The sequence below is a fragment of the Roseateles sp. L2-2 genome (assembly GCF_050613215.1).
Lineage (GTDB): Bacteria > Pseudomonadota > Gammaproteobacteria > Burkholderiales > Burkholderiaceae_C > Roseateles > Roseateles noduli.
On the sequence record NZ_CP192509.1, the window covers coordinates 4,781,086 to 4,802,577 of the forward strand.

Consider the following 21,492-nt stretch of genomic DNA (forward strand, 5'->3'; position numbering starts at 1 on the left):
GCGCCTCCCGACGCCCGGTCACCGCCCCACCAGCTTGAAGTCGAAGTTGATCGACAGCTTGTTGTCCCCCGCCTTCACCGAGTCGATCTTGAGCGCCTGCACTTCCCCTTGCAGCTTGCTCCCTGAGCCCTTGAGCATTTCCTCGACCGCCTTCTTCACATCGAATTCAACGGCCCCGGGCACCGCCGGCGCAAGGCCCAGATTCAGCAGGTTGCGCGTGTTGGGATCCTCCACCTCGTCCACGCGGATCTCGGTCAAGCGCACGACGTGACCCTGCGCGACGGGCGTCGCCGACATCGTGGCCCAGCTCGCCAGCGCGACGCCGAGGCAGTCCCGCCCCGAGGGAACACCCAGCCGGCTGCTGAGGTGCGCCCGGATGATCACGCGCCCGTTCTGGAGCGTCACCTTGGGGTCCTCGAGATAGGCGTAGCAGGCGCCCTTCTGCAGATAGAGCTTCCCTTCTTCCTTGAACAGCCCTTCGATCAGCAGCGACTGCACCGCGGACTGCTCAAGCACGATCTCCGCGCAGCGACCCACACTGGGCAAGCCGAACAAGGCGGCGGCGAGGGTTCCACAGATGGCTAGGTTCTTCATGGTCTCCACCAACGGATGGCCGGCGAAGACCGCCAGCGCTGATCCGCCCCAGTCTGCCACGGGCCGCCAACTCGACCCCGGAACGAAAAAAGGCCGTGGCATGAGCCACGGCCTTCTGCTTGATGAACCGGCGCGCGAGGCGCCGTTCCTTCAAGGTTTCCTTACAGCGTCTTCAGCCAAGCCAGCAGCGAGTCGCGGTCCGCCTTGGACAGCTGCTCGAAGCGCTGACGCGACTTCTCGCCTTCGCCGCCGTGCCACAGGATGGCTTCGGTCAGGTTGCGGGCGCGGCCGTCATGCAGGTAGCCGACCGGCTGACCCTGGGCGACCTTCTCCGTGTAGCCGATGCCCCACAGAGCCGTCGTACGCCACATCGCACCTTGCGCCTGGCCTTCCGGCAAGTTGTCCGCCAGGGCCGGGCCCATGTCGTGCAGCAGCAGGTCGGTGAACGGACGGATCGTCTGGTCGCGCAGTTCCGCGAACGGATGGTTCTTGCCCGTCTTCATCTCCGCCGTGTGGCACGCCGCGCACTTCAGCGCGTCGAACACCTTGCGGCCGTTGGCCACCTGGACCGCATCCACGCGATGCTCGTCCGTCGGCGCCACACCCTTCGGGAATCCGCTCGGGATGCTCCGTTGGGCCGGCACGGCCAGCAGCTGCATGTACTGCGTCAGCGCGGTCAGATCGGCTTCCTGGATGCCCTTCTGCGCCGGCGCCGTGCGGCAACCCTGCGGGTCGGTCGCGCAGCTGCGGTTCGGGTACACCGGCGACGTCACCGACATGTCGTTCAGCAGCGCGTTGGCCACCTGGTGACGGATGCTGGCCTTGGACGCCTTCCAGCCGAAGCGGCCCAGACGCGTGGCGCCGGTTTCCGGATCGAACGTGAAGTTGGCCTTGCCCACCACACCGTCAGCGTCCGGCGTCGTGCGCGCACGGGCCAGGATGTCCGCCTCAGGCACCGCTTCCAGCAGACCGACGCCCAGCAGCGGCAGTGCGGCGCGAGCCGACCACAGTTGCGGCGTGGGACCGTCGAAGGCGAACTTCGGCTTGCGCAGCTCGACCTTGGAACCGTCCGCCAGCGTGACGCTGCTGGTCTCGAAGCCCGCGACCTTCACCGCGTTGCCCCAATCCTGCGGCGCACCGGTGGCCGAGGTCGAGTTCATCTGGATCGCCGAGCCGTAGCGCGGGTCCGGACGGATCGAACCGTCAGCCGCCTTCACCGCAACGTGGAAGGCCATCTTGTCCAGACGCTGGTCCACCGTGAACGGCGCAGGGCTGCGACCGTTGTTGGTGTGGCACTGCACGCAGGCCGTGGCGTTGAAACGGGTACCCGCCAGGTTCTGGATCGAGGTCATCGGATCGTTGCCCGGCTCGATGTGCTGCCCGGTCACGAAGCTGCTGTGCACCGCACGGCGGCCTTCAACGAATCGCTGCAGGTTCTGCATGCCGATGTTGTTGAACGGCTGCTGGAACATGCGCCAGCCTTCGTCCGAGTAGTTGTACGAGACGGAACCCAGACCGCCCGACAGCACCGCATCCGGCAGCGGCACGCTGTTCAGGCGCGGCTGGACGCCGTACCACGGACGCAGACCGGCACCCATGACGTAGATGACTTCGCTGGTGTAGTAGCGGATGTCGCCCTTGTCACCGATCGCATCCATCGCCGCACGGCTGGAGAAGAACGAGCCCGTGAACTCGATCGCCTGACCCACCTTCAGCGGGCTGGCCGGGATGTTGACGCCGTTGGGCACCAGCACGCCGTTCGCGTTCGGGGACAGGTCCTGGTGACCCGGCATGTTGTCCAGCACCACGGAGCAGCCGTCGTTCGCGCCGATGATGCCGTTGTAGCCCGTGTTGGGCTTGGCCAGGGCGTTCTGCGGCGGCTTGGGCACCACCGGGCAGGACGTCTTGTCGACGAACCCGTCCGTGTAGGTGGTCGGATCCAGCAGCTGACCCGGCGACATCCAGCCGTAGCCGGTGACGCCCACGTCGTCGATGCGGCGGAAGAAGGAATGACCGCCGCCGCGCTGCGCCTGCGGGAAGTACTGGTTGACGATCAGACGCGGCTTGGTGACGCCGGCCACGTTCGAGTTGTCGATGAACTCCACGCCCCACGTGCGATTCTTGAAGTAGTTCGCGACGAAGTTCATGTAGTTGCCCGGACCCTTGTCCTGCGGATTGCCGTTGGCATCCACGGTGTCATTGGGTCCGAAGCCGATCTCGTTCCAGTCCTCGCCGCGCTCGCGGCCGTGGCGGCCGACGCCGCGCTGACCGAAACGCGTCACCAGCGTGCCGTCCGGCAGCGTGAACTGGATCTGCTCGATCGGCGCCTGCGGCTGGAACAGCGGACCCGCGCCCGCGCCGTTCACCGGGAAGGAGAACGGGGTGGTCGTCGTGGTCGGGATGCTGTTGTCGCTGCCGACGGTCTTGAATTCGACCTCGAACAACGAATAGCCGTAGTTGGTTGCACGGGTCACGCCCTGGATACGGACGAAACGCGTCTTCACGCCGAGGTTGAAGTACTCCTCGGTGCCGCCCTTGCCGGCCGGCTGGTTGCGCAGACGGGTCCAGGTCTTGCCGTCGTCCGAGATCTGGATCTCGTAGGCCTTGCCGTACGCGTTCTCCCAGACGAGCTTCATGTAGCCCAGCGGTTGCGCCGTGCCGAAGTCGTACTGGATCCAGGCGCCGTCTTCAGGCTTGGAGGCCCAGCGCGTGGCCAGGTTGCCGTCGATCGAGTTCTTCGCCGACAGGCCGTCGTTCTCCGGAGCCGACGAGATCGCCAGCACCGGCTTGATGGCCACGCCCGGCTTGCTCGTGTCGCCCACGGGGTCCGTCGGCTGCGTGGGCGTCGTCGGATCGGTCGGGGTGGTGGGGTTGGTCGGCGTCGTCGGATCCGTCGGATTCGTCGGCGTGGTCGGGTCCGTCGGGTTGGTCGGCGGGACCGCGGTGCCGGTGAAGGCCTGGATCTCGAAGATCGAGTAGCCGTACTGCGTCGAGCGGGTCACGCCCTGCACGCGCAGATAGCGGCCCTGGCCGCCGAGGTTCTTGATGTCTTCGACACCGCCCGGGCTGTTCTCGATCGTCTTGATCGTGGTCCAGGTCTTGTTGTCTTCGGACGTCTGCAGCAGGTACTTCTTCGCGTGGGCGTTTTCCCAGTTGATGCGGACCCGCGTGATCGTGACGCTGCTGCCGTAGTCCAGCGTCAGCCACTCGTTGTCGGTGAACGCCGAGCCCCAACGGCTGTTGTCGTCCTTGTCGATGGCCTTGGCGCCGTTCAGATCGCCGCGCTCCATCGAGCTGCCGGTGGCGGAGACGGGCGTGAGCGCCGTCTCGGTGCCGCTGTCGCCGGCCATGCGCTTGGCGCGTGCCGCGGCATCGGCGCTGCCGCCGTTGTCGTCGGACGCGATCTGGACGCCGCCGTCCTGCTGACCGTTGCCGCCGCCGCATGCGGCGAGCAGCGCACTACCCAGCAGGGCAGGGACAAATGCCCTGCCCATCATGATGCCGAGTTGCTTGAACTCCATGGTGGTTCCCTCCCGTGCCTGTGGGTGCGATTGGTGTCGCGGGGGGTGGTGCCCGCGACCGCTTCGGTGGACCTGGCTTGGTCCGGTGAACGCGCCGCCCATCGACACGTCACACCGCATGTCCCTCCTGAGAGGGGCAAGCGGCGCGAGTGTCCGCGTTTGTTTTGCCATGCGGCAAGTTTTAATGTGTGTCGAATTGATGCCCCATCGGGGCCGGATGCGGCGGTATCGATACCAACGCACCATCTAGGGAAACATGGGCGATACGCAGCCGGAATACCAGGGCATCCGATACCTCCGGCGAGGTAGGAACAGTCGGTGACGAAGGCATGATGTCGGGCATGAGCACTCCGGATACTTCCACGCCCCGCCGACGCGAGCAGCAGCGGTCGGCCGACACGAAGCAGGCGATCCTGAAGACCGCGCTGAAGGAATTCGCCGAGCGCGGCTTCGAGGCGGCGAGCATGCGCGCGATCGCGGAGCAGAGCGGGCTGACGCATCAGCTGATCACCTACCACTTCCAATCGAAAGAGGTACTGTGGCAGGCGGTGGCGACGCTGGTCTATGAGGAACTCGCCCGGGCACGCGAAGGATTGATCAGGCAGGCGAAGCCGGCGACCGCGATCGAGCAGCTGCGGCAGGAGTTCATCGCGTACTTCCAGTTCACGCTGGACCAGCCGCACCTGCACCGCTTCATGATGCAGCGGCGCGAAGGCACGCACAGCGAGGACCGCCAGGAGTGGCTGGCGCAGCACTTCCTGCGGCCGCACTTCGACCTGGCCCGGCCGCTGATCAAGGCGGCGCAGAAGGCCGGGGACCTGCCGAAGGGGGAACCGGTGCTGCTGTACTACGCGATGGTCTCGCTGGCCAACACGCTGTCGGTGATGGGGCCGGACATCGCGGCCACCACCGGCGTGCAGGCCACGGACGCGAAGACGGCCAAGGGCTACATGAAGGTGATGGATGCGCTGCTGTTCAGTCGGGCCGGCCAAGTGGACTAAGTCAGATTGGCTTGACTTCCCACTCAGCGGCTCCAACAGTCGAGCCGACTCGAACTCGGTCAGTGCCCCGGCAACGGCCTATTGAGCGGGCTCGTCAGCGCACCAACAGTACTTGACCACGCACAGCGCCATCCAACTGCAGGCTGCCAGTTTAGAGATCATCCGGCTCAGCCCAATCGGCCGGACATGCGCTCCTGCTCCGCCTCAAGGTCAGCCCGATCCGCTTCCCTCCCATAGCTTTGAGCAATCTCCCTCAGTAGTTGAGACGTTCTGGGCCAAGCCCTGCAAGCCTTAGCCCAGTCCGCATACTGCGACTGGAGGTCGCGCTCCTGTTTCCCGCCTTCGCCAATGGCCTTCCAATAGGCGCCCCGCATGTTGTATCGCTCAACGCGTATGCCGCTCTCAACACGCTCGGAGGAATACCTCTCGATGAGATCTCGAACTGCGGCGTGTGGCCAAGCAGCATCAATCGGATCGATAGGGGCATGCGCCGCGATGGTTCCAATCCGATATTCACCTGACTCTTCCAAGCCTGACTCGGCGGACAAACGACGAACGTCATCGCACCAAGCATTCAGAGCCGCCGCATCTAGACCAGATTCGCTCTGACCGGGAATGACGTAAATGTCGCCAAGGATGCGGTAGGCAGCAAGCGCTGCGGATCGCTGGGCCTCAGTGACGTCCTCTGGCGATTGGGTGGAGCCAAGGTAAGCCCCCCGGACAAGCTCCATGAACAGCTCCGGCTTCTTCATCAGCACGCGATGCAGAGTAAGCGCCTTCTCGCGGTGTGAGAACAATGGGAAAAGCACGTACTGCAGCTTTGCCAGATGCTCTTCATCCAAATCTGGCCGGCTCTCCAACACCTCGAACACAGACATGAGGTAGTACTCAACCATGGTGTGGCCAACTTTTGGAACAACCAGGTCCAGCTGCTTCGCCACCTCAAACAACAACGCGAGCAAGAAGTCAGAGGGCACCTCTTCTCGGCGCATATGAAGCACTTCAATGGCCGACATTGGCCTTCCGGCTTCGAGGTAGCGAATCGCGGCCTTCAATGAAAGTTCCAGAGAGCCTTCAACGATGAAGGCGTGTTTGGACTTCCAGTACGCAGCGGCGACATCTTTGTCGAACTCTTCAACCGTGGCCCATGCTTCCTCTGAATCCCGAATTCCGAAGAACAGCTGGGCTGCTTGCTCCTGCACCAGTCCGTTGTCAACGAGGACCTGCTTCAACGTAGGCGGCAGTTCTCCGAGCCTCGAAAGGCTGTCCGACACAAGTTGAGACGCCAATGACCGGTGGTCCTCGCGCTTGAGATCAAGCCCACCCATTAACCCAGCAATTTGCTCTCTCGTGAGTGCGAGACGAACCAAGGCAGGACCAAGAAGATGGGGGACCTTCGCACGCGCAGCGATGGTGAGCAATCCTGCAATGCCATCACCTTCCGAGCTGGATCCCATGATGGCTTCGACAGCCTTACTGCGTTCGGCTTCAATGAGCTCCATCGTCGGGGCTTGGGAGCCACTTCGCTCGATATCTGGTACCCAGTCGTCGAACAGCCAAGTGAGTGCGAACGGCTTCTCCTTTGGCGAATGTTGCTCGACGAGCTTCGTCATCGCATTGAGTGCGTCGTGCCCACCCGCAAGTGGCGCGTCTGGAAAAGACTGATGACGACGAGCCTCTGCTCGCAACATCCCCCAGACCTTCTCGTGGTCTTCGGGGTCAGCATTCAGCAGATATGCATCGAGTTGGCGAAGCGCCGCCTTAAAGGAATTTTCGCGGTAGTGCCCGATCGTTCCAATAATTGATCCCCAACGATCAGCGATTCCGCTGACTCGTTCCAGTGCCAACTCGATGACCGTGTCCTGGCTCTTCCAGACAACACCAAAGGTTAGGGTCTCAGGCGCTTCAACCGTCTCAAGGTACAGCGGTTTCTCATGGACGTTGTTGCTGTCGTGATGCTGGGGAAGAAGCTTTGCAAGTAGCGGCCACGCGATAGACGGTACCAGCGCGACCACGCGACGTAGGACTGCGTCCCGCGTAGCGCCAGATGCATGAGTATTGGGGCTCCAGGAAAGGAGGATCGACCTGAGGCTATCGAGCGGTCGGTTTCCGGTTAGCCCCTCCGGCTCGATCGCCGCTAACTTGGCCAAGATGAGCGCCACCCGCGGCAGCAAGTTCTCGGCCCAAGCCAACCTCTCAAGCGACCATAGAAAATAGACGTGCGCACTTGTGCTGCCAAAGGTGGAATTACCTCGGGCGAAGATGGCAGACATGGTCGAGGGGTCGCCCTCGAGCATGCGCTCGAGGGCATCAAGAAAAGGGCCTGCCGCAGCCTCCGCGAGCATCGGTAGCTCTTCCCGGAAGCTCGCCATGAAATTTGGATCTGTGTTCAGGCCAGGAAGCTGACTCACCAGCTCACGGACCCAGTGGTCCGGCGTCGTTCCAGGGATCACGAGCCTTGCGGTTTGGTGATGGAACGCGAAGTTCAGTAAGGTACCCAAGAGGCCGCGACGTAACTCCTCGCTATAGGAATCGTTGGGCTGTAGCCAGGGTCGATAGGGCTGATCTGCTTGCGGTACGTCTGCAGGCGCTACAAATACGGTGGAGAACACAGCCTTCAGCCGCTCGAAGTGCTCGGCGCCAAGTCTATGCCCAAGGAGCATGAACGCATCCAACTGCGATCGCATCATCCAAAGATCTTCGAGCCGATCGATAGGCGGGTCTGTCAACTCCGTGAGTGAACGAAGCGGCCCTTCCCAAGCTTCGTAATTGGCGACAGCGGCGAGAGACGGAAGAACCTGCACATCGGCAGTGTTCGAGCTTCGCCATCCGCCCGCAAGCATCGCAGGAACGAGGGCTGGCCCATGGAGCATCCACGCCGGAGGCACGATGTTTCCGCTTGGGATTCGTCGAGCAAGCACAGAAAGCGTTCGGTTGCACCCGCGCGCATGCTCAAGCGCTTTGGCCTCTTCAAAACCCATCAGGCGTAAGGCCGCTGCGAATTCGGCGGTCGTTGGTCTGGCGAGGCGAACCGCGTCGTTGCGCTGCGGACCGGGGCCATTCGCGAGGACCGTAGGCCCGCGAGGCAAAAGCAGATGACTGTACGAAGCCGCTTTGTCCCGCGGCAAAAAGATGAGTCCTTCAATGTTGGAAAAGTGCTGCGCCGCGTCTTCAGATTCCACCACCATGGTCCGGTTCTCAAGGAACAGTCTCTCTACGGGGGAGGCCTTTCGGATGGCCGCAACGACGAAGGCAATCACTTCATCAGGAGAGTCGGCAGTAAAGGAGATCCGGCGCTCACCAGCGATCAATTTTCGAACCAGCGCCGCACCTTGCTCCTCTCGACCAGCCAGAACAACCTCCTCGCGAAGCCCGTGTTCATAAGCCAGCGAGAAATGATTCCAGAATTCGTCGGAGCTCTTCGCTCCCCTAGGAGGAACCAAGTTGAGATGGGTCTTAGCCCAATGCGAGGCAACTGCAGGCGCACGGGATAGCCACTCCTCAAGCGTTACGCCGTCGATGAAGCGGACATCCTTCCAGCCGCCCTCTTTTCTTCGCACTTCTACCCATGTGTGCGGCGTAATAGTGCCACGCAGGGTTCTGGGCGTCACGAACACGAATGTGGTCTTGCCGCGCTCTTCATCGCTAGTCGATGCGGTGCGGGTCCCATAGTCTCCATTCGCCTTTTCAACCGGCTTGTTCCCGGTACCTAGCTCCCAGACAGCAGAGCCCTCAGGAACAAACAGCGGCGCGCCATCCGACTTGAGCGTGCCGTCGAATCCAGGGATCCGGCCCACATCTCCGCTCGGAAAGCGTATGTCGCTGATGTTTCTTGCCGAAGCCGTGATGAGGTCTCGCAGAAGAAGAGGCAGGAGAAGTTCGGATGCGGCAGTGTCCGCCCATGCCTCAAGTTGGCTCGCGGTGATCCATTTCATTTGATGCCCTCCCCTGGGCTTGTTGCTTTGCTTGTCGTCCCGGCCAGTGACACCTGATCGTCGAAACGTGCACCGCATTTTTACCCTAAGGCTCGTCCCCGACGGGAGGTCAGTCGTCATCGCCGTCGAACGCCGACGCGAATCATCAACTTCGGGCCGTCCCACATGTTTCTCTCCAATGACGCCGGAACCAGCGGCATCAACACCGACTGTGCAGTTACCGAGCAGCAAGTCGATGAGAACGGACCGCTAGAGTCCCAGCGCTATGGCGAGGGCACGTAGAGAGCGACAGAGGCTGCGGCTACCGGCAGGCGGGCACGTGCGCGCGATCCGCGGGATCGCCGCTCACCGTCGCCTCGACGGCGGACTGCGCCGCCGTGCGCCAGGGCAGCTGCGGCCACCAGGGCGCGATCGACGCCTGCAGCGGCTCGACGATCTCGCCCGGACGAGGCGCCACCACAGGGACCTCATGACAGCGCGCGGCAGCCATCACGCGCTCGATGGGCTCCGTCCACGCGTGCGGCGCCTGCTGGATCAGTCCCCAATGCACCGGCACCATCACCTTGCCGCGGACCAGGCGGTGCGCCTCGACGGCCTGCTCCGGACCGAGGTGGGTATCGGGCCAATGCGTGTCGTACTGGCCTGACTCGATCAGCGTGAGATCGAACGGACCGAGGCGCTCGCCGATCGCGGCCAGGTCCGTGTGGAAGCCGGTATCGCCCGAGTACCAGACGCGGTGCGCCGGACCGGCGACGGCCCAACCCGCCCACAGCGTCTTGTTGGTCTTGCTCCACAGGCGTCCGGAAGCGTGGCGCGCCGGTGTCGCCACCAGCTCGACCGGCCCGAGCCGCGTCGACTGCCACCAATCCAGTTCGCGGATGCGCGCGGCGGGAATGCCCCAGCGCTCCAGGTGCGCGCCTATGCCCAGCGGCACGACGAACACCGTCGACCAGTCGCGCATCGCGACGATGGTCCGCATGTCCAGATGGTCGACGTGATCGTGCGAGATCAACACCGCGTCCACGCGCGGCAGATCGGACAGCGCGATGAGCGGCGGGTACCAGCGACGCGGTCCGGCCCACGACACCGGCGATGCGCGATCGCTCCACAACGGGTCGATCAGCAGCACCGCGCCGTCGACTTCGAGCAAGGTCGTCGCGTGCCCGAGCCAGGTCATGCGCAGCCCCGAATCCGGCGGCGTCAGGTAGGCCTTCGGATCCGGCCGGACCACCGGCACGGGAGATTGCGGCACGCTGTCCGGCGAGGCCTCGCCGAGCAGGAAGTTCTTCCACGCGCCGAAGCCGTCGGCCCAGATCGGCTGGCGGTTCTCGAAGTGATCGTCGTGCCATTGAGGCGACTGCTGCGTGCGCAGCAGCCGGTCGCCGGTCGGCGTGTCGCCGAGCCCCGAGGTGTCGGTGGCGGCCAGCAGGACGCCGATCGCGCTCATCAACACGAGCGTTGCAACGATGGCCACGCGGATCACCCGCGTCTTCAACGAGCGGGCCATGCGCGCAACTCGCTGTTGAGGATCAAGGGGTGGTCGGTCCCGCGCCTGGCGACGTCGAGCAAGGCGCGCGCCAGTTGATCGCAGTCGACGGCGTAGTCCGCGCTGAACAGCGACAGCAGCGAGCCCACCGGCGCCAGGAAGCGGGCGAAGTCCTTGCGCGCGCCGCTGACGGCGGTCGGTCGGATGTAGCCGGGACGGAAGACGAAGACCGGCAGCCCCGTCTCGGCGAGCTGGCGTTCCGCCCTCCCCTTGATCCGCGCGAACAGCGAGCGCCGTTGCTCGGTGGGATCGGCGCTGCGACCGCTGACGAAGCAGAAGCGCAGATGCGGGTTCATCGCCTGCAGCGCGCGAGCGGCGGCCAGCGGATAGTCGAGCGTGATGCGGACGTAGTCCTGCTCGCCGATGCCGACCTGCGATGCGCCCAGGCACCAGATGCAGGCCGCGTGATCGGACAGATCCAGTGCCGAGTAGTCGAGGAAGTCGCGCATCACGACCTCTTTCAGCTTCGCGTGGACGACGCCGAGCGAGCGCCGCGTCAGCACGGTGACCTGCGAGATCGTGGGATCCAGGAGCGCCTGTCGGAGCACCTCGCCGCCGGCGAAGCCGGTGGCGCCGGTCAGCACGATCTTCATGGGCGTGCGCGCGTGTTGTCCGCGTGTCATCGGGCTTGTCATTTGACCGACCGCTTCTTCGCCGCGATGAACGCGTCGAACTCGTCCGTGGTGAGACCGTCGGAAAGGATCGGACGACGCTCGTCCGCACGCAGGCCGTCCAGCATCACGGCCAGGTAGCGACGCCACAGTTCCGGCTTGCCCGGCGGGCTGAGATCGATGACGGTGCGCAGCATCACGAGCATCGGACCGACGTCGGTGGGCGCGGCATCCGGGCGGATCACGCCGGCCTTCTGCCCGCGCTGGAACAGCTGCACGACCGCGGACTCGAAACGCCGTTGCACCTCGGCGCTGGCGATGCCGTCGCTGGCCGACAGGTGGTGCAGCCCGCGATGCCGGGCCTGCGAGGCCACGACGGTCTCGAAGAATCCGACGAAGCCCTGCCACGGATCCGCGACGGCGAGCGCCGCCTCGGCATCGTCGGCCAGCCGCTGCATGGCGCCCTCCAGCACTTCGGAGGCCAGCGCCTGCTTGTTCGGGAAATGCCGGTAGGCGGTGCCGACGCCCACGCCCGCATGACGGGCCACGTCGTCGAGCGTGGCGGACAGGCCGCGTTCGGCGAACACCACATGCGCGGCGGCCAGCAGGCGCTCGCGGTTTTCTGCGGCGTCGCTGCGCAGGCGCTTGGGCGGCTCGGTCTTCTTCATGCGGCGTCTCCACCGAGGAGGCTCGGACGCCTCCAATGACTGCAATTCATAAACGGAGACTGTATCTCCGTTTATTGACTGGCGCAAATCGGCGGGTTTCCGGAATGACGGGATCGGCGCTTGCCTCCAGGGAGGGGATCTGTCCCACTGCATTGGAGTTCCGCATGGCTACCAAGAAGAAGTCCGCCCCGAAGTCCCCCGCGAAGTCCGCTCGCGTCGACGCCGCGCACGCCGCGACGACGCCGACGATCGACAAGTCCGTGAAGACCCAGTCACAGGAGACGCAGCGCTACGGCGAGGTCGTGAAGATGCCGCACGGCCTGGCCGAGTCGGTCGTCAAGAAGAGCGTGGCCTCGCTGAACCAGGTGCTGGCCGACACCATCACGCTGCGCGACATGTACAAGAAGCATCACTGGCAGGTGGTCGGTCCGACCTTCAACCAGCTGCATCTGCTGTTCGACAAGCACTTCGAGGAACAGGTCGAGCTGGTCGACCTGGTGGCCGAGCGCATCCAGGTGCTGGGCGGCGTGTCGCTGGCGATGGCCGCGGACATCGCGGAAGAGACGCGCATCCCGCGCCCGCCGCGCGGCCGCGAACCGGCGACCGTGCAGCTCAGCCGGCTGATCGAGGCGCACACGATGATCCTCACGTATGCGCGAGAGCACGCCGAGAAAGCCAGCGACGCCGGCGATTCGGGGACGGAAGACCTGCTGGTCAGCGACATCGTGCGGACCAACGAGCTGCAGGTGTGGTTCCTGTCGGAACATCTGGTGGCGGCGTCGCCGATCTGAGGCGACGAGAGACGGTCGGGCGGTCCGAAGCGGTGACGCCGTGATCGTCGCGACCTGGAACGTCAACAACGTCCTGAAGCGGCTCGACGCGTTGCTCGACTGGCTGGCGCGTCGCCAGCCCGACGTCGTCGCGCTGCAGGAGTTGAAGACGCCCACGGAGGACTTCCCGGAGGAAGCTCTCCGTGAGGCCGGCTACGAATCGATCGTGGTCGGGCAGAAGACGTGGAACGGTGTCGCTCTACTCTCCCGCGTGCACACGCCGCTGCCGGTGTTGAAGGCGCTGCCCGGCGACGCCAAGGACCGGCAGTCCCGCTACGTTGAAGCCGCCGTCAATGGTGTGCTGGTGGCCGCGATTTACCTGCCCAACGGCAACCCCGTTCCCGGCCCGAAGTTCGACTACAAGCTGGCGTGGTTCGAGCGCATGCGCCAGCGGGCCGAGGCCCTGTGGACGGCAGGCCACCCAACCGTGTTGCTGGGCGACTGGAATGTCGTCCCCACGGACGCCGACATCTACAAGCCGGATACCTGGCGAGACAACGCGCTGCTTCAACCCGAAGCGCGGGATGCGTTCGCGGCGCTGCTAAAGCAAGGCTGGACCGATGCGTTGAAGACGGCGCATCCGAAGGACACGCCTTTCACGTTCTGGGACTACCGCCGCAAGAGGTGGGAACGCAATGCGGGGCTGAGGATCGACCACATCCTGGTGAGCGGCGGATTCAAGGTTGTTGCCGCCGGTGTCGACCTGGAAGAGCGAGGGAAGGACAGCCCGAGCGACCATGCGCCCGTGTGGGCTGAGTTGGTGGTGGCCTCCTGGTCGGCGAAAAAGAGAAGCACCAGGCGCGCTTGATCCACCACCTGCCCGGTCACCTCATTCATCCACAGTCCCGTCATGGCTGTCAGCGGCATCGCTGGACGCGGCCTCACGAGCATGCAACATGAGAGCACCACTTCGGAGACTCTCATGGCAAAGTCATCTTCATTGGCCCCAAGCCAAGGCGGCGGCAAGCAGCAAGCACCCGGGTCGTCGTCTCCAGGCAGAAGCTCGAGCCATCCCGGTCCAGGCGGCAACTGGCCAAGTACCACCGGCCAGCCGTCAGGCGGGGACCGAGGCAACGCAGCGCCCGGTTCCAAGCGCTAGAGACGTAAGCGGGCCGTCAATCAATCTGTTGGCGCAACCACTCCGGCAACGGCACCGACTTCTGAACCGTCGCGTCCTGCCACACCGTCGTCGCCCCGCCCGAGGCATAGACAACGCCCGGCTCATCGACCCTCTCCAACGTGATCCACGTGTCGAAGCTGGAGCGCCCCGGATTCGACACGTAGTGCTTCGCCAGGATCTCGCCCGGATATGCGAGCTGCCTGTGGAAGTTGCAGAACGCGTTGACGATCACCGGCCCCTGTCCATCGGGGCTAGGCGGGTGGCCGAGGCTGTCCAGCCACTCCACACGCACGATTTCTAGGTAGCGGAAGTAGACCGTGTTGTTCACATGTCCCATCGCATCCATGTCACCCCAGCGGATCTGGATGCGGGTCTCGTGGACAAGCTTCTTGTCGTCGGGCAATTCGAATCGCATGCGGCTGACCGTTCAGAGGAAGGTGATTTCGTCGCAAGCCGCCACGCGGCTGATGCGCGGGAAGATGTGCTCGAAAGCGAAAGTGTTCATCGCGGCGGAGAAGGTCGTCGTCGCGTCGGAGACCACGACGACGTCGTAGCCGTGCTCGTGAGCGCTCCGGACCGTCGACTCCACGCCCATGTTCGTGGCGATGCCGGCCACCACCACCGTCTTGATGCCGCGTCGCCGCAGTTCCAGATCGAGGGTCGTGCCGTGGAAGCTCCCCCAATGGCGCTTGGTCACGACGACGTCCTCCGCCGGCAGAGGCTCGTCGGGAAACTGCGAGAAGTCGGCCGGACGCGCTGACGACGACGGCTGGTCCACGAGTCCCGACGGTGAGAGCTTGCCGTTGTCGCCGAAGTCGACTTTGACGCGCACGACCTGGCCCCCGGCGGAGCGGAGTCGCGATGCCAACTGAAGGCTTCGATCAAAGACCTGCTGGCCAGTCCACGGTGCCAACGACAGGCCCAGGATGCCTCGCTGCAGATCGACAAGGACCAACGCGGTGGTCTTGGCTGAGAGTTCAATCATCGGTTTTCTCCAGGACGAAATGGCAGCATTCCGCGCAGCGGTCGGAAGAACGCACGGATCTCCGCCGCCAGCAGCTCGGGCTGCTCCAACGCCGCGAAGTGTCCGCCGCGCGGCATCACTTCCCATCGTCGGACGTCGTAGGCGCGTTCCACCCACGAGCGCGGCGGCGTCGGCAATTCCTTCGGGAACAGCGCCATGCCCATGGGCGGCGTCACGCGCTCGCCGGGCTCGAAGACATGCGGGCGGGCGCGGTTCTCCTTGTAGAGCCGCAGCGACGCGGTGATGCTGTCATTGAACCAGTACAGCGAGATGTCGGTGAGCAGCTCGTCCATCGCCACGACGCTCTCGAGGTCGCCGCCGCAGTCGCTCCACGAGCGGAACTTCTCGGCGATCCACGCCGCCAAGCCCACCGGCGAGTCCGCCAGCGAATACGCCAAGGTCTGCGGCTTGGTGCCCTGCAGCGCGGCATAGGCGCCCTCCTCCGCGTACCAGCCGGCCGCCGTCGTCTGGAAGGCGCGCTCCTCGTCCGTGACGGGCGCGCTCTGCTCGTCGACATGCGGTCGGAAGCCGCCCGGGATGTAGTTGAGATGGATGCCGACGACGTCCTGCGGGAAGCGTCGCGCGAGCCACATCGACACGCCCGCGCCGATGTCGCCGCCCTGCGCGCCGAAGCGCTGGTAGCCGAGACCCTGCATCAGGCCGTGCCACAGACCCGCGATCTCGCGAGAGCCCACGCCCGTCGTCTTTGGCGCAGGAGAGAAGCCGTATCCCGGCAGAGAAGGCACGACCACGTCGAAGGCATCGGCGGGATCTCCGCCGTGCGCAGCCGGATCCGTGAGCAGACCGATGATGTGCGTCATCTCCACGACCGAGCCCGGCCAGCCGTGCGTCAGCACCAGCGGGAATGCTTTCGGCGCCGCGCTCTTCTGATGGATGAAGTGGACGTCGGCGCCGTCGACGGTCGCCATGAAGTGGCTGAGCTTGTTCAGCCGCGCTTCCTGCTCGCGCCAATCGAAGCGATCCCGCCAATGGGCCACGAGACGCTGCATGAAGGCGAGCGAGGTGCCGTCCGCCCAGCCGGCCTCGTCGAGCGACGCGGGCCAACGCACCCTCGACAAGCGCTCGCGCAAGTCGATCAAACGCTCTTCGGGAATCTGGATCCTGAAAGGAACAACGCGCATGGGATCTCCGCCAACCACAACGCCAGCAAATGGCGACGCCGATTGTGATCTCCCCGAGGGCCGCGCCGCACCCACGCCACCTAGAATGCGCTTGCACACAGAACTCAGTACGCGCCGTTGGGGGGCGCAGGCGATGGCGGAAGTGATCGAAATCTCCCGCGTGGGATTGCATGACCAGGTCGTCGCCCGGCTTCGCGCCATGCTCGTCGAAGGACGGATCAGCCCCGGCGCCAAGCTCAACGAACGCGAGCTCTGCGAGCTCCTCAACGTCTCCCGCACCCCCTTGCGCGAAGCCATCAAGCTGCTCGCAGCCGAAGGCCTGGTCGACCTGCTGCCCAATCGCGGCGCGGTCGCCGTCCGCCTCACCGAGGACGACATCATGGCCGCGTTCGAGGTGCTCGCCGGGCTGGAAGGACTCTCCGGCGAGCTCGCGGCCCGCCGCATCGAGGACGCCGAGCTCGCGGAACTGCGCGCGCTGCACTACGAGATGATGGCCTGCTTCTCGCGCGGCGATCTCTCCGGCTATTACCGCCTCAACGCCCGCATCCACGACCTCATCAACGAAGCCGCCAAGAACCCGCTGCTGACCAAGACCTACCACTCCATCAACGCCCGCGTGCAGAACCTGCGCTTCCGCACCAACCAGGACGGCGCCAAATGGAAGCAGGCGGTCAAGGAGCACGAGCAGATGATCGCCGCCCTCGAAGCGCGCGACGCCGACGCGATGCGCCGCATCATGATCGAGCACCTGAACCACAAGCGCGACACCGTGCTCGCGCTCATGCGATCGGGCCAGATCCAGACCGGATCCCCCGAGCAGCCGCCCAAGCGTCGACGCGCCGCCAAGGACGCCGGCGGCTGACACATCCCGCGCCGCGTCAGTCCCCAGGTCCCAGGTCCCAGGCCCCAGGCGTCAGGACGCCCGCCTCATGCTGCCGGGGCCAGAGGCCGGCGCCCGGCGACAGCCCGGCGCAGCCGGCCGACCAGCGGCCAGACCAGCATCACCAGGGCCAGCGTCGTGATGGTGCCGCTCAGGCCGTTGGCCCAGAAGATCCCCAGGCTGCCCTTGCTCGCCAGCATGCTCTGGCGGAAGGCGTCCTCCATCCGGTCGCCGAGCACGATCGCCAGCACCATGGGCGCCAGCGGGTAGTCCAGCTTCTTGAAGACGTAGCCCACCACGCCGAAGATCAGCATCATCCAGATGTCGGCCGTCGCGCCGTGGACGGTGAACGCGCCCACCGCGCACACCGTCAGGATGGTCGGCGCGATGATGGAGAACGGGATCCGCAGGATGGCCGCGAACAGCGGCACCGTCGCCATCACGATCACCAGGCCGGCCACGTTGCCCAGATACATGCTGGCGATCAGGCTCCAGACGAATTCCTTCTGCTCGGTGAACAGCAGCGGCCCCGGCTGCAACCCCCAGATCATCAGACCGCCGAGCAGCACCGCCGCGGTCGCGGACCCCGGAATGCCCAGCGCCAGCATGGGCAGCAGCGCCGAGGTGCCGGCCGCATGCGCGGCCGTCTCCGGCGCGAGCACGCCCTCCGGATTGCCCTTGCCGAAGCTGTCCGGGTCGCGGGCGAACTTCTTGGCCAGGCCGTAGCCCATGAAGCTCGCGGCGACCGCGCCGCCCGGCGTGACCCCCATCCAGCAGCCCACCAGGCAGGAGCGCAGCGTCGTCACCCAGTAGCGCGGCAGCGTCGCCCAGGTGCGCAGCACCACCTTCAGGTCGATGTCGGCCTTCTTGCCCTTGAAGGCCAGGCCCTCCTCCAGCGTCATGAGGATTTCGCTGATGCCGAACAGGCCGATGACCACGACGAGGAAGTCGAAGCCCCGCAGCAGCTCGCTGCTGCCGAAGGTCATGCGCAGCTCGCCCGAAATGGTGTCCATGCCGACCGCGGCCAGCAGCAGGCCGACGGCCATCGCCGCGACGATCTTGGCCTTGGGCTCCTTGCCCATGCCGATGAAGGAGCAGAAGGTGAGGAAGAAGACGGCGAAGAACTCCGGCGGACCGAAACGCAACGCGAATCCCGCCACCACCGGCGCGAGGAAGGTGATCAGCAGCACGCCCGACATGGCCCCGATGAAGGACCCCGTGAACGCGGTCGTCAACGCCGCGCCGGCGTGCCCCTGGCGCGCCATCGGATAGCCGTCGAAGGTGGTCGCCACCGACCAGGCCTCGCCCGGGATGTTGAACAGCACCGAGGTGATCGCGCCGCCGAACAGCGCGCCCCAGTAGATGCAGCTCAGCAGGATGATGGCCGAGGTCGGCGGCATGCCGAAGGTCAGCGGCAGCAGGATGGCCACGCCGTTGGGACCGCCCAGCCCCGGCAGCACCCCCACCACGATGCCCAGCAGGATCCCCACCAGCATCAGCCACGCATTGCCCCAGGACGCGGCGACGCTGAAGCCGTGCATCAAGGCGTTGAGTTCATCCATGGATACGCTCCTCGGTCGCGCCTCGCAGGCGCCATGCAGGGCCCTGGCAAGCGCCTCAGTAGCCCAGCCAGGCCTCCAGCGGCCCCTTGGGCAACGGCACCTTGAACTGGATCTCGAAGACGTAGAACATCGCCGCGTTCAGGGCGACGCCCATCAGCAGGGCCTTCCAGGCCGGGTACCGCCCCACGAAGACCATGAAGACCGCGATGAAGAGCGCGGAGGCGACGTACAGGCCCAGCGGCACGATCAGCGCGACGTAGATCGTCAGCGGCACCAGCACCTGCGCCACGCGCTTGAGCTGCGACCACGTGGCGAAGCGCGCCGCGTCCGGCGTTCGCAAGGCCTGCACGAAGACGGCCACGGCGCAGGCGCCCAGCGCGACGCCGATGCGCAGCGGGAAATAGCCGGCCTCGGGACCGCTGCCCGACCAGCCCGCGCCGATGCGCAGGTTGTCCCAGACGACGAGGACCGCCAGGGCCAGCAGCACCGCCGCGGAGCCCAGTTCCACCGCGCGGCGGGTCGGCCCGCCCTCCTCCAGGACCTCGTTCACTTCGCCGCCGCCGACAGGAAGCCGGCCTTCTTCATGATCTCCCGGTGGCGGGTCTCGTCCTGCTCGAGGAAATCGACGAAAGGCTTGCCGACCGAGAACTCCGGCTTGAGCGCATTGCGCTCCAGGTACTCCTTCCAGTCCGGCGTCTCCACGATCTTCTTCAGCACCTCGCCGTAGAAGGCCGCCTGCTCCTTGCCGACGCCGCCGGGCAGGAAGAACCCGCGCAGCATCGTGTACTGCACGTCCAGGCCCATCTCCTTGCAGGTCGGGATGTCGGACCAGCCCTGCTGCTCCGTCACCTTCGCCTTGAATTCGATCCGGCTGCTGTCGAACACGCACAGCGCGCGGACCTGGTGGGCCCGCCATTGCGCGATCGACTCGCTCGGGTTGTTCACGTTGGAATCGATGTGCTTGCCGACCAGCTGGGTGCTGGCTTCGCCGCCGCCCTTGTACGGGATGTAGGTGAACTTCACCCCGGCGTTCTGCTCGATGTTGGCGGTGATGACCTGGTCCTCGCGCTTCGACGAGGTGCCGCCCATCTTGAAGGTGTCCGGCTTGGCCTTCACCGCGTCCAGGTACTCCTTGGGCGTCTTGTACGGCGTGTCGGCATTGACCCAGAGGACGAACTCGTCCTGCGCGACCATTGCCACCGGGGTCAGGTCTCGCCAGCTGAAGGGCAGCGCCGTCGCCAGGGGCACCGTGAAGATCGCCGTCGATCCGACCAGCAGCTTGTGGGGATCCCGCGCGGAGGACTTGACGTCCATGATCCCTTCGGCGCCCGACGCCCCCGCCTTGTTCTGGATCACGATGGGCTGCTCGATCAGCTTGTACTTGGTCGCGATGGCCTGGATGACGCGCGCCATCTGGTCCGACGCGCCGCCCGGCGAGAACGGCACGACCAGCTCGACGGCCTTGGTCGGTTTCCATTGCGCCCAGGCGGGCGTGGTCACGAGGCAGGCCAGGGTGCCGGCCGCGGACGCGGCCAGGGCGAAGCGGTGAATCTTCATGACGGTCTCCTGCTGTTGTTCTGACTGAGTCGTCGGTCCCCGCCGGGCCGCTTCAAGGCGGTCCCTGACGGAGCACACCGGATCGCACCGGTGTGCAACGGCGCACGTCGGTGCGCGTCGATTCAGGCCGCCTCGCGCAAGGCGACGCGTGCCGGGTGACTGGAGAAGTGGTCCATCGTGGCATGCACGCCGCTGCCGGCGAGCGCGACACCGGACAGCTTCAGACCCATCTCCACGCCGGCCACCATGGCGACCAGGGTCAGGTCGTTGCTGTCGCCCAGATGCCCCATGCGGAACATGCGCCCCTTCAGCTTGCCCAGGCCGGTGCCGAGCGACAGGTCGAAGCGGTCGTGGACGAGCCGGCGCACGCGGTCCGCGTCGACGCCTTCCGGCGTGATGACGCCGGTCAGCACCGGCGAATAGACCGCCGGATCGGCGCACTGGATGGGCAGGCCCCAGGCATTGACGGCGGCCCGCACGCCCGCGGCCCAGCGCTGGTGCCGCGCGAAGACGTGGTCCAGGCCCTCGCCCAGGATCATGTCCAGCGCCTCGGACAGGCCGTAGAGCAGGTTGGTGTTGGGCGTGTAGGGCCAGTAGCCGTCCTTGTTCATCTCGACGATCTCGTCCCAGGCCCAGAAGGCACGCGGCAGCGTCGCCGTCTTCATGGCCGCCAGCGCCTTGGGCGACACCGCGTTGAAGCTGATGCCGGGCGGCAGCATCAGGCCCTTCTGGGAGCCGCTCACGGTGACGTCCACGCCCCACTCGTCGTGGCGGTAGTCGGCGCTGGCCAGCCCCGAGATGGTGTCCACCAGCAGCAAGGCGGGATGTCCCGCCGCGTCGATGGCCCGTCGCACCGCGGCGATGTCGGAGGTGACCCCGGTCGAGGTCTCGTTGTGGACCACGCAGACCGCCTTGATCTCGTGGCGCGCATCCTGGCGCAGACGCGCCTCGATCAGGTCCGCCTGCACGCCCCGGCGCCAGCCCGGCGCCTGCGGCAGTTGATCGTCCTGCGTTCCGGCCGGAGACAGGGTCAGGAACTCCGGCGCCAGCCCCAGCCGCAGCGCCATCTTGTGCCACAGCGAGGCGAAGTGGCCGGTCTCGTACATGAGCACCCGGTCGCCCGCGCTCAGCGTGTTGCACAGCGCTGCTTCCCACGCCCCCGTGCCGGAGGCGGGATAGACGACCACCGGGTGCCGGGTCTTGAAGACCTGCTGCAGCCCCGCGAGCACCTTGCGCCCGAGCTGGCCGAACTCCGGTCCGCGGTGATCGATGGTCGGCAGACTCATGGCCCGCAGGATCCGGTCCGGGACCGGGCTGGGACCGGGGATCTGCAGGAAGTGGCGACCCGTGGGGTGCATGTCGAGCTTCAGCATGGACGTCGTCCTTTCTGAATCAAGTTTTGCATGCAAAACAAAACCACCAGAGCGCGTTTACCCGCACATAGCAGGACAGCATGCTTCGTATAGTGCGCCAATATTGCATTCAAAATGCATTCAAGACG

At 65.5% G+C, this 21,492-nt stretch carries 17 protein-coding genes; 4 read left to right on the top strand and 13 right to left on the bottom strand.

The features are described 5' to 3' along the window. Positions 1-18 precede the first annotated feature (18 nt). Complete coding sequence (locus tag ACQZ13_RS21280; RefSeq protein WP_431047904.1) at positions 19-594, bottom strand: hypothetical protein; 576 nt, start codon at positions 592-594, stop codon at positions 19-21. A 161-nt stretch (positions 595-755) separates the two neighbouring features. Continuing rightward, a complete protein-coding gene (locus tag ACQZ13_RS21285; protein WP_431047906.1) occupies positions 756-4,115 on the bottom strand; it encodes a di-heme oxidoredictase family protein in 3,360 nt (1,119 codons plus the stop codon). Positions 4,116-4,456: 341 nt separating this feature from the next. On the opposite strand from ACQZ13_RS21285, the gene ACQZ13_RS21290 reads away from it, so the two are divergent. Continuing rightward, positions 4,457-5,116: a TetR/AcrR family transcriptional regulator gene (locus ACQZ13_RS21290; RefSeq protein WP_431047908.1), complete on the top strand. Its 660-nt coding sequence runs from the start codon at positions 4,457-4,459 to the stop codon at positions 5,114-5,116. A gap of 167 nt (positions 5,117-5,283) precedes the next feature. On the opposite strand, the gene ACQZ13_RS21295 is transcribed toward ACQZ13_RS21290, so the two are convergent. From ACQZ13_RS21295 to ACQZ13_RS21310, 4 genes are all read right to left on the bottom strand, one after another. Continuing rightward, the gene (locus ACQZ13_RS21295) at positions 5,284-9,051 is read right to left on the bottom strand and encodes a hypothetical protein (protein WP_431047910.1); all 3,768 of its coding nucleotides are present in this window, start codon (positions 9,049-9,051) and stop codon (positions 5,284-5,286) included. A 301-nt stretch (positions 9,052-9,352) separates the two neighbouring features. After that, positions 9,353-10,558 carry an MBL fold metallo-hydrolase gene (locus tag ACQZ13_RS21300; RefSeq protein ID WP_431047912.1) on the bottom strand — a complete coding sequence of 402 codons (1,206 nt, stop codon included), beginning with the start codon at positions 10,556-10,558 and terminating at the stop codon, positions 9,353-9,355. Next, complete coding sequence (locus tag ACQZ13_RS21305) at positions 10,543-11,220, bottom strand: epimerase (RefSeq protein WP_431047914.1); 678 nt, start codon at positions 11,218-11,220, stop codon at positions 10,543-10,545. The genes ACQZ13_RS21300 and ACQZ13_RS21305 overlap by 16 nt, the downstream gene beginning before the upstream one ends. 8 nt (positions 11,221-11,228) lie before the next feature. Continuing rightward, positions 11,229-11,876 carry a TetR/AcrR family transcriptional regulator gene (locus ACQZ13_RS21310; protein ID WP_431047916.1) on the bottom strand — a complete coding sequence of 216 codons (648 nt, stop codon included), beginning with the start codon at positions 11,874-11,876 and terminating at the stop codon, positions 11,229-11,231. A gap of 164 nt (positions 11,877-12,040) precedes the next feature. On the opposite strand from ACQZ13_RS21310, the gene ACQZ13_RS21315 reads away from it, so the two are divergent. Then, the gene (locus ACQZ13_RS21315; RefSeq protein WP_431047918.1) at positions 12,041-12,667 is read left to right on the top strand and encodes a Dps family protein; all 627 of its coding nucleotides are present in this window, start codon (positions 12,041-12,043) and stop codon (positions 12,665-12,667) included. Between the two features lie 40 nt (positions 12,668-12,707). Further along, positions 12,708-13,514, top strand: a complete 807-nt coding sequence (locus ACQZ13_RS21320) for an exodeoxyribonuclease III (RefSeq protein WP_431047920.1) — start codon at positions 12,708-12,710, stop codon at positions 13,512-13,514. 307 nt (positions 13,515-13,821) lie between these two features. Here ACQZ13_RS21320 and ACQZ13_RS21325 read toward each other — a convergent pair whose 3' ends face one another. From ACQZ13_RS21325 to ACQZ13_RS21335, 3 genes are read right to left on the bottom strand one after another with little or no spacing between them, the layout of a single operon-like run. Continuing rightward, on the bottom strand, positions 13,822-14,241 hold the full coding sequence (locus ACQZ13_RS21325; RefSeq protein WP_431047922.1) for an acyl-CoA thioesterase: 420 nt from the start codon (positions 14,239-14,241) through the stop codon (positions 13,822-13,824). Positions 14,242-14,253: 12 nt separating this feature from the next. Beyond that, on the bottom strand, positions 14,254-14,811 hold the full coding sequence (locus ACQZ13_RS21330) for an isochorismatase family protein (protein ID WP_431047924.1): 558 nt from the start codon (positions 14,809-14,811) through the stop codon (positions 14,254-14,256). Next, complete coding sequence (locus tag ACQZ13_RS21335; protein ID WP_431047926.1) at positions 14,808-15,992, bottom strand: epoxide hydrolase family protein; 1,185 nt, start codon at positions 15,990-15,992, stop codon at positions 14,808-14,810. The genes ACQZ13_RS21330 and ACQZ13_RS21335 overlap by 4 nt, the downstream gene beginning before the upstream one ends. Before the next feature lie 133 nt (positions 15,993-16,125). Between ACQZ13_RS21335 and ACQZ13_RS21340 the strand changes: the two genes are divergently transcribed. Further along, complete coding sequence (locus ACQZ13_RS21340) at positions 16,126-16,854, top strand: GntR family transcriptional regulator (protein WP_431047928.1); 729 nt, start codon at positions 16,126-16,128, stop codon at positions 16,852-16,854. Between the two features lie 65 nt (positions 16,855-16,919). On the opposite strand, the gene ACQZ13_RS21345 is transcribed toward ACQZ13_RS21340, so the two are convergent. The 4 genes from ACQZ13_RS21345 to ACQZ13_RS21360 all read right to left on the bottom strand — a co-directional run bounded on the left by ACQZ13_RS21345 (position 16,920) and on the right by ACQZ13_RS21360 (position 21,364). Then, positions 16,920-18,434, bottom strand: a complete 1,515-nt coding sequence (locus ACQZ13_RS21345; RefSeq protein WP_431047930.1) for a tripartite tricarboxylate transporter permease — start codon at positions 18,432-18,434, stop codon at positions 16,920-16,922. A 55-nt stretch (positions 18,435-18,489) separates the two neighbouring features. Beyond that, positions 18,490-18,984, bottom strand: coding sequence for a tripartite tricarboxylate transporter TctB family protein (locus tag ACQZ13_RS21350; protein ID WP_431047932.1), 495 nt, complete (start codon positions 18,982-18,984; stop codon positions 18,490-18,492). Beyond that, a complete protein-coding gene (locus ACQZ13_RS21355) occupies positions 18,981-19,991 on the bottom strand; it encodes a Bug family tripartite tricarboxylate transporter substrate binding protein (protein ID WP_431047934.1) in 1,011 nt (336 codons plus the stop codon). The genes ACQZ13_RS21350 and ACQZ13_RS21355 overlap by 4 nt, the downstream gene beginning before the upstream one ends. Positions 19,992-20,113: 122 nt before the next feature. Next, positions 20,114-21,364: a pyridoxal-phosphate-dependent aminotransferase family protein gene (locus tag ACQZ13_RS21360; RefSeq protein ID WP_431047936.1), complete on the bottom strand. Its 1,251-nt coding sequence runs from the start codon at positions 21,362-21,364 to the stop codon at positions 20,114-20,116. Positions 21,365-21,492: the final 128 nt, after the last annotated feature.